Source organism: Mycobacterium sp. (assembly GCF_035603715.1).
In the GTDB taxonomy this organism is placed as follows: domain Bacteria; phylum Actinomycetota; class Actinomycetes; order Mycobacteriales; family Mycobacteriaceae; genus Mycobacterium.
On record NZ_DATNJW010000093.1, the window covers coordinates 1 to 5,711 of the forward strand.

At 67.6% G+C, this 5,711-nt stretch carries 7 protein-coding genes; 4 read left to right on the top strand and 3 right to left on the bottom strand.

Annotated features, from left to right (window positions below):
• Positions 1 to 53 precede the first annotated feature (53 nt).
• Positions 54 to 1,142: a sigma-70 family RNA polymerase sigma factor gene (locus VN856_RS04025; protein ID WP_325686382.1), complete on the bottom strand. Its 1,089-nt coding sequence runs from the start codon at positions 1,140 to 1,142 to the stop codon at positions 54 to 56.
• Between VN856_RS04025 and VN856_RS04030 the strand changes: the two genes are divergently transcribed.
• From VN856_RS04030 to VN856_RS04040, 3 genes are read left to right on the top strand one after another with little or no spacing between them, the layout of a single operon-like run.
• A complete protein-coding gene (locus VN856_RS04030) occupies positions 1,090 to 1,938 on the top strand; it encodes a lysophospholipase (protein ID WP_325686384.1) in 849 nt (282 codons plus the stop codon). The two genes, VN856_RS04025 and VN856_RS04030, sit on opposite strands and share 53 nt — an antisense overlap.
• Before the next feature lie 43 nt (positions 1,939 to 1,981).
• Positions 1,982 to 2,731, top strand: a complete 750-nt coding sequence (locus VN856_RS04035; protein WP_325686386.1) for a DUF2786 domain-containing protein — start codon at positions 1,982 to 1,984, stop codon at positions 2,729 to 2,731.
• Positions 2,728 to 3,240 (top strand): TIGR04338 family metallohydrolase, encoded by a 513-nt coding sequence (locus VN856_RS04040; protein WP_325686388.1) that lies wholly within the window; start codon positions 2,728 to 2,730, stop codon positions 3,238 to 3,240. The genes VN856_RS04035 and VN856_RS04040 overlap by 4 nt, the downstream gene beginning before the upstream one ends.
• Here the strand turns inward: VN856_RS04040 and VN856_RS04045 are convergent.
• Positions 3,237 to 3,416, bottom strand: coding sequence for a metallothionein (locus VN856_RS04045; RefSeq protein WP_414686861.1), 180 nt, complete (start codon positions 3,414 to 3,416; stop codon positions 3,237 to 3,239). The two genes, VN856_RS04040 and VN856_RS04045, sit on opposite strands and share 4 nt — an antisense overlap.
• 85 nt (positions 3,417 to 3,501) lie before the next feature.
• Here VN856_RS04045 and VN856_RS04050 point away from each other — a divergent pair, with 85 nt between their 5' ends.
• A complete protein-coding gene (locus VN856_RS04050; protein WP_325686390.1) occupies positions 3,502 to 4,158 on the top strand; it encodes an O-methyltransferase in 657 nt (218 codons plus the stop codon).
• A 4-nt stretch (positions 4,159 to 4,162) separates the two neighbouring features.
• On the opposite strand, the gene ilvD is transcribed toward VN856_RS04050, so the two are convergent.
• On the bottom strand, positions 4,163 to 5,711 hold a 1,549-nt coding region (ilvD, locus tag VN856_RS04055; RefSeq protein WP_325686392.1), incomplete at its 5' end, for a dihydroxy-acid dehydratase.

Consider the following 5,711-nt stretch of genomic DNA (forward strand, 5'->3'; position numbering starts at 1 on the left):
AAACTCATCGGCGTTGAGATCTCGGAATCCGACCGGTGCCTTCCGGCCAGCGGCTAGAGGCGTTGCGGCAGGCCGAATTTCGCGAATAGCCCGGTGTCGAGAAAGGCGACCACCCGAGACACCCCGTCGGCCCGTACGTCCAGCACATGCAGCTGGAACGGCACATGGCCGTCGCCGTCGCGCATGTACATCGCCGCGGCGGGCTGGCCGTTGGCGGTCAGCGGGACCATCCGCATGTCGCCGGGTTCGTCGGCGGGGCACTGCTGGTGAATCAACGTGATGATCGCCTGCGGTCGCTGGTACCAGCCGACGTATGGTGGCATCTCCCAGATCGCTTCGGCGGTGAACAGCTCGACCAGCCGGTCGATGTCGTAGGCCTCGAACGCGGCGATGTAGCGCCTCAACCGGTCTTGTGCGTCCTGTGAGTCCGGCGCCACCAATCGGTCGTCGGCACTGGGGCCAGCGGCGTCGAGTTGCGACCGCGCACGCTGTAGCAGGCTGTTGACGGCGGCCGTGCTGGCGCCGATCGCGTCGGCTACCTCGGCGGCCTTCCACTGCAGCACGTCGCGCAGAAGGAGCACCGCGCGCTGCCGGGGCGACAGGTGCTGCAGGGCCGCCACGAACGCCAACCGGACCGACTCGCGAGTATCAACGATCGTTGCCGGATCAGCCGGATCGCCGGCCGCGTCGGGCAACGGCTCGAGCCACGGCACCTCGGTGCCCTCGACCAGCTCGGCGGTCGGGTCAGAGCTGGGTGCGCCCAACCCGGTCGGCAGCGGCCGGCGCTGGCGATTCTCCAGCGCCGTCAGGCAGGTGTTGGTGGCGATACGGTGCAGCCAGGTGCGCACCGACGACTTTCCTTCGAAGCGGTCGTAGGCCTTCCAGGCTCGCAGCAAGGTCTCCTGTACCAGGTCCTCGGCATCGTGCAGCGACCCGGTCATTCGGTAGCAATGCGCGAGCAGTTCACGTCGGTACGGCTCGGCGGTGGCAGAGAAATGGTTCCTGCCGTCGTCGGACAACTCGCGGGCGAGCACGCTCACCGGACCGAGCTTACGTATTGCCTGTGACAGTGGGTCTACGCTGCCCCTGATGACAACCACGCGTACCGAGCGATCCTTCGACGGTGTCGACGGCGTGCGCATCGTTTACGACGTCTGGACCCCCGCGGACACCGGGACCGCGCCGCGCGGCCTGGTCATCCTCGCGCACGGGCTCGGCGAACACGCCCGCCGCTACGACCACGTTGCCGCGCGGTTCGGCCGCGAGGGATTGGTGACCTACGCGCTCGACCATCGCGGGCATGGCCGCTCGGGCGGCAAGCGGGTGCTGTTGAAAGACATCTCCGAATACACCGGCGACTTCGACACCCTGGTCGGCATCGCCGCCAGAGAACATCCCGGGGCGACGCGCATCGTCCTCGGCCACAGCATGGGCGGCGGCATCGTGTTCGCCTACGGTGTCGAGCATCCTGACGACTACGACTTGATGGTGCTGTCCGGGCCGGCGGTGGCAGCCCAGACGGCCGTCTCTCCGCTGCTGGCCCGGATCGCCAAAACCATCGGAGCGATCGCGCCGGGTTTGCCGATGCAGGCACTCGACTCCAGCGCGGTGTCCCGCGACCCGGCGGTGGTGAACGCCTACGACACCGATCCGTTGGTGTACCACGGCAAGGTTCCCGCGGGCATCGGTCGAGCGCTGCTGCTGGTCGGCGAGACGATGCCGCAGCGAGCGCCGTCGCTGACCGCGCCGCTCCTGGTCGTGCACGGATCCGATGACCGGCTGATCCCGGTCGAGGGTAGCCGCCAGTTGGTCGCGGCCGTGGGTAGTTCCGATGTCGAGCTGAAGGTTTATCCGGGGCTTTATCACGAGGTGTTCAACGAACCGGAGCAGGACCAGGTCCTCGACGACGTTGTGTCGTGGATCAACGCCAGACTGTGAGTGGCCGCGTTGAAATGTCGCCCGGTTCCTCTAGTTTGGTGCTGTGACTGACGACAAGATGCTGGCGCGTATCGCAGCCCTGTTGCGTCAAGCCGAGGGCACCGATAACGCCCACGAGGCCGAGGCGTTCATGTCCGCCGCTCAACGGCTGGCCACCGCGACGTCCATCGACCTCGCGGTCGCGCGCTCGCACGCCGACAAGCGCACACCCGCTCAGGCGCCCGTGCAGCGCACGATCACCATCGGCGCCGCCGGCACCAAGGGACTGCGTACCTATGTGCAGCTGTTCGTGCTGATCGCCTCCGCCAATGACATCCGCTGCGACGTCGCGTCCAACTCGACGTTTGTCTACGCTTACGGATTCGCCGAGGACATCGACGCCACCCATGCGTTGTACGCCAGCCTGGTCGTCCAGATGGTCCGCGCGTCAGACTCCTACATCTCCTCGGGCGCACACCGGCCGACCCCGACGATCACCGCCCGGCTGAATTTCCAGCTGGCGTTCGGAGCGCGGGTGGGTCATCGGTTGGCCGAGGCTCGCGAGCAGACGCAGCGAGATGCGAAGAAGGACCGTCGCCGTCCGCCCGGCACGGCAATCGCCCTGCGGAACAAGGAGATCGAGCTCCGCGACTACTACCGAACGGCGTCGAAGGCGCGGGGCACCTGGCAGGCCAGCCGTGCCACCGCAGGATATTCGTCGGCCGCTCGGCGGGCGGGGGATCGGGCCGGCAAACGGGCAAGGCTGGGCAGCGGCTCCGAGCTCTCCGGGGCGCGGAGCGCGCTGGAGCGGTGAACGCCGACGATTCGTCCGCGCGGGACTCGCAGCGCTCGAAGGTCTACGCCGCCGAGGAATTCGTGCGGACGCTGTTCGACCGGGCCGCGGAACACGGCTCGACCAGTGTGGAATTCTTCGGCACGCAGTTGACCCTGCCGCCCGAGGCCCGGTTCGGGTCGTTGGCCGCGGTGCAGCGCTACATCGACGACGTGCTGGCCCTGCCGGCACTGCGACGACAGTGGCCGAAGGTGGCGCCGCTGCGGGTGCGGGCCCGACGGGCCTCGACCGCAGCTCATTACGAAAACCAGGACGGCACAGGCATTATCGCGGTACCCGATCACCACGACGCGGGTTGGGCGATGCGTGAACTGGTTGTGCTGCACGAAATCGCGCACCACCTTTGCGATGTGCAGCCGCCGCACGGGTCGCAGTACGTCGCGACGTTATGCACCTTGGCCGAATTGGTCATGGGGCCCGAAGTCGGGCACGTGCTGCGGGTGGTGTACGCGAAGGAGGGTGTGCGCTAGCTGGCGACCTCGACCATCTCGTCGCCGCACTTGCAGATGTAGGCCTGATCGGTGCCGCTGCAGTGACATGCGACCTCGATGCGGACGCGGCAGCCGCAGCCGTCATGACCGCAGCTCAACAGGGTGCCTGCTTCGTTGGACATCGTCTTCACCTCTTCTGGATTGGGACCTGACATGGACCAAAGTATACCCCTGGGGGGTATATCGCAAGGACGGTTAATGCGGTGGCGGCATGCGTCGGCGCCGGGCTAGCGTTGGCGCATGACCCAAAAGCCAACTCCCGCTGAAGTCGACGAATATCTGGACACCACCCTGCTGGACGACGACCCGATGTTGTCCGCCGCTCTCGAGGACAGCGACGCCGCCGGGTTGCCGAAGATCGCCGTCTCGGCGCAACAGGGCAAGTTCCTGAGCCTGCTCGCCACCGCGGTCGGGGCCCGTCGCATCTTGGAGATCGGGACACTGGGCGGCTTCAGCACGATCTGGCTGGCTCGCGGCGCCGGCCCGCACGGTCGAGTCACCACGCTGGAGTACGAGCCCAAGCACGCCGAGGTGGCCCGGGCCAACATCGACCGCGCCGGTGTCGGCGATCGGGTGGAAGTGATCGTCGGCGCCGCCCTCGATACGCTGCCGAGCGTCACTGGCGGTCCGTTCGACCTGGTGTTCATCGACGCGGACAAGGAAAACAACCCCGGCTACCTGGAGTGGGCCGTCAAGCTCACCCACCCCGGATCAGTGATCGTGGTGGACAACGTGATTCGGGAGGGCGCGATCCTGTCGCCCGATCAAGATGCGGTGGTGCGCGGGACGAGAAGGGTGCTCGAGCTGATGGGTGAGCATTCCGGGCTCGACACCGCGGTGCTGCAGACGGTGGGCGCCAAGCACTGGGACGGCTTCGCGATCGCGCTGGTGAAGTAGGCGGTTACCCGCAGATCGCTCCGTGGGCTGCCGATCCCACCAGCTTGACGTACTTGCCCAGCACGCCGGACGTGTAGCGCGGCGGCAGCGGGGTGAAACCCTCACGGCGGGAAGCGAACTCGTCGGCATCGCCGAGCACCTCCAGGGTGCCGTTTGCGACGTCGAGCCGGATCCGGTCGCCATCGCGCAGGAAGGCGATCGGCCCGCCGTCGGCCGCCTCGGGCGCGACGTGTCCGACACACAGGCCAGTGGTGCCGCCGGAGAACCGGCCGTCGGTCAACAGCAGCACATCCTTGCCCAGCCCGGCGCCCTTGATGGCGCCGGTGATGGCGAGCATTTCCCGCATGCCCGGTCCGCCCTTGGGGCCTTCGTAGCGGATCACCACCGCGTCACCGTGGGTGATGGTGCCGTCCTCCAGGGCATCAAGTGCCGCCCGCTCGCGCTCGAAAACCCTTGCCGTGCCCTCGAACACATCGGAGTCGAAGCCGGCCGATTTGACCACCGCGCCTTCGGGCGCCAGCGAACCGTGCAGGATGGTGATCCCGCCGGTGGGGTGGATCGGGTTGTCCAATGCCCGCAGCACCTTGCCGTCCGGGTCGGGTGGGGCGATGTGCGCGAGGTTCTCGGCCATGGTCTGCCCGGTCACGGTCAGGCAATCGCCGTGTAAAAGGCCGGCGTCTAACAGTGCTTTCATCACCACCGGCACACCGCCGATGTGGTCGACGTCGAACATCACGTGCTTGCCGAACGGCTTGACGTCGGCCAGGTGCGGCACCTTGGCGCCGATCCGGCTGAAGTCGGCCAGCGACAGCTTCACGTCGGCCTCGTGTGCGATAGCCAGCAGATGCAGCACCGCGTTGGTCGAGCCACCGAACGCCATCACCACCGCGATCGCGTTCTCGAACGCCTCCTTGGTCAAGATGTCGCGGGCCGTGATCCCGCGGCGCAACAGACCCACGACCGCTTCGCCGCTGCGTCGTGCGTATCCGTCGCGCCGACGGTCGGTCGCCGGCGGTGCGGCGCTGCCCGGCAGCGACATGCCCAGCGCTTCGGCCGCGCTGGCCATGGTGTTGGCGGTGAACATGCCGCCGCAGGCGCCCTCGCCGGGACAGATGGCCCGCTCGATCGCGTCGACGTCCTCGCGCGGCATCAGGCCGCGGGCGCAGGCGCCGACCGCCTCGAACGCATCGATGATCGTCACATCGCGCTCGGTGCCGTCGGACAGCTTGGCCCGGCCCGGCAGGATCGAGCCCGCATAGAGAAAGACCGCGGCCAGATCCAGGCGAGCCGCGGCCATCAGCATGCCGGGCAGTGACTTGTCGCAGCCGGCCAGCAGCACCGACCCATCGAGGCGTTCGGCCTGCATGACGGTTTCCACGCTGTCGGCGATCACCTCGCGCGACACCAGGGAGAAGTGCATGCCCTCGTGGCCCATCGAGATGCCATCCGACACCGAGATCGTGCCGAACTCGAGCGGATAGCCGCCGGCGGCGAATACGCCCTCCTTGACGGACTTGGCCAATCGGTCCAGCGACAGGTTGCACGGCGTGATC

Excerpts from the sequence above, each read along its gene's own strand:
- VN856_RS04030 (WP_325686384.1), top strand. The coding sequence starts at position 1,090 with ATGACAACCACGCGTACCGAGCGATCCTTCGACGGTGTCGACGGCGTG.
- VN856_RS04025 (WP_325686382.1), bottom strand. The coding sequence starts at position 1,142 with ATGCGCACGCCGTCGACACCGTCGAAGGATCGCTCGGTACGCGTGGTT.
- VN856_RS04045 (WP_414686861.1), bottom strand. The coding sequence starts at position 3,416 with ATGTCAGGTCCCAATCCAGAAGAGGTGAAGACGATGTCCAACGAAGCA.
- VN856_RS04050 (WP_325686390.1), top strand. The coding sequence starts at position 3,502 with ATGACCCAAAAGCCAACTCCCGCTGAAGTCGACGAATATCTGGACACC.